Here is a 2,662-nt window from a genome sequence, read left to right on the forward strand (position 1 = left end):
TTGTAAATTAAATTTTTAAACAATTCCCTACTTTAGGTTCATCAAACTGGCTATCTCCAAATTATTGTAAATTAATTCTTTAGGTTAAAGTGACTACATATAAAGTTTACAAATCATTAATTTCTATATTATACAATTCACACTTTAGATACAGTCAGGTCTCACTATGGATAACAACTTATTTTGAGGAATAATTTCCTGTAATATTTGTGCTTTGGATGTAACAACTATAAAATGGACTTCATTACCTTTAGGTAAATCAAGATCAGCAAATGGAACAGATAACTCAAGCACTGATTTATAATTATATCCTACTCCGTGCAGGCTTTTTATCTTCCATAAAGATCCTTCCATTGCTTCAGATAAAACCGGTGAAAAAACTTTTCCCTGGCAAACAGGAATCTCTAATTCATAAGCATAAGTATATCTTTGTGTTGGAAAAATGGCATTTCCTTTATTTCTAACTCTCAAAGGTGATAAAAGACCAAATCTATCAAGCATATAGAAATAGATATAAATCTCGTTAGTTAAGTTGAGTATTCTATCTTGATTAATATCAAACCTAAAATAAATATTATCCGAATCATAACCAAAGAAAATACGTCTTAATAACCTATCTGATTGATACATAGGCCCTTGAGGAAGCTCTATATGCCCTGCTTTTGCCCATTCATCATCAGAATCAATCATTCCATTAATAGAAGGCCTAAAAATGCCATCGGGACAACGAGAAGGAGTTCCTGCAAATAAGTCTAACGGAATATCCAAATAGTCTGGCACTGGCTCATCAAGAATTTTATATACATTTTTCAGGTGCACCCTAAAGAGCAAGTCAAACATATCATCATGCCCTGAATCATTAGGTTCACCGTACCACCAAAACCAATCACTACCTTCTGCTATATATATTTCTTTCCAGGCTTTATTTATAACTTCTTTTGAATACTTATTTTCTTTTATAAAGTTTACAAGGTCTTCTCTTGTTTGATGTAAATAATCCCAGGCAATATTTTTAGTAGGATCACCAATCCATAAGTTAAAATTTCGATTAATCCAAGAACCCGAATGAATTGTATTCAGTGTTTTAGGCTTATTTGCTCTTTCTAGAAAATTGCTAACAGTTGTTATATCAAGAGTTTCATCTTCAGATAATAATTTATACAAGTTTCTGAGAAATAATCCACCATCTTCCTTATAGCTTTCCCAAGAATTTTCACCATCCATAGCTATAGTTACAATATGATTTTCTTCAGGAGTAGCTTGAAGCTTAGCCTGGATAGTTTTTATTCTTTCATATAAATCATTCGCTGCTATTTCAGAATCTTGATCACCATATTCAAAGCCAATTAAATCGGCAAAAACTGAATTTCTAAATAAAGTGAAAATTTTCTTGTCATTTATGTCGGCCTGATAAGCTTGGCATAGGTCATAAGGGTCCTGTAAATTACCATAAAAATCTCTAACAAACTCTTTTCCTAAAGTCTTAGCAAGGTTTCCTTCATCACTAATTATCCATTTAACCCCTAAATCTGAAAGTAATTCAAGAGTTTCAGGACTAACACAATGTTCTGATGGCCAGATACCACTTGGAGCAACGCCAAATATTTCCTTAAACTTATTAATACCACTTTTTATCTGAACTTTTACATCATCAGCATACTCAAAACTTGATGCCGGTAATTGAATATCATGTGAAGATCTTTTTGCGCAGCCAGAATCTACTACAAGAGGTATTATCGGGTGATAATACGGACTCGTAGAGATTTCTATCTGTCCTTTTTGGAGAAATTCTTTATATTTGGGGACAATATCTTTAATAATTCTTCTTTGTAATTCAATTATTAACTTACGATCTTCAAGAGTATAGTCACAACCTTTATTATAGAGGTTATCAAGTTCTGACACTTTTGTACGCCAGTAAGGATCAAACCATGCCAAATTAAACCAGGCAAGAATATCTGAATATTCCTGATCAGAAAAATTATCAACCGTCACTTGATCATTCTGATACCTTTTCTCATAAAGCTTTCTATACGGTTCATACGGAGAAATCATATTTGCATAATTTGCGTCAAAAAAGTGTTTGAGAATAAACTCCTTATCTTCACTACTTAATTTGGCAATGTCTGTCACAGTCAATCTGGAATGTGAATCATGAGCATTATTGTGACCATAATCATATAACTGATCTATTAAAGACGGTACAAGATTAAATGTTTGTTTAATATTTGGAAACTCTTCCAGAATCAATAACATATCCAGATAGTCTTTAATGGCATGGAGTCTCACCCATGGCATTAAGTACTCTCCGGTTAATGTATTGGTATATACTGGCTGGTGCATATGCCATATAAAAGCTACAGAAAGCTTCTTGATCATAAATTTTCCTTCTTAAACAAAAACCATTAATACCAAAACGTTTACACTACAAGTATATATTCTTGAGCTTCTAAATCAATAATTTATTTAAATGATAAGACACCAATTGCCGGCACTAACATATAAAGTTAAGTCCTCACTGATAAATTAATCATATTTATACTGTAAAAAGGTTATAAATAAATATTTTCAAATTAGTCAGCCAAACATTAGAACCTATCCGACAAAAAAACGTCTAAAATTTTAAGTTCAGAAAAATAACTTAAAAGGTTTAGACAAAAAT

General features: G+C 31.8%; 1 protein-coding gene. It reads right to left on the bottom strand.

What is annotated here, in order from left to right; translation table 11 throughout:
* Positions 1 to 144 precede the first annotated feature (144 nt).
* Complete coding sequence (locus A2255_03515) at positions 145 to 2,379, bottom strand: hypothetical protein (GenBank protein OGI17726.1); 2,235 nt, start codon at positions 2,377 to 2,379, stop codon at positions 145 to 147.
* Between the last annotated feature and the right edge of the window lie 283 nt (positions 2,380 to 2,662).

The organism is Candidatus Melainabacteria bacterium RIFOXYA2_FULL_32_9 (assembly GCA_001784615.1).
Lineage (GTDB): Bacteria > Cyanobacteriota > Vampirovibrionia > Gastranaerophilales > UBA9579 > UBA9579.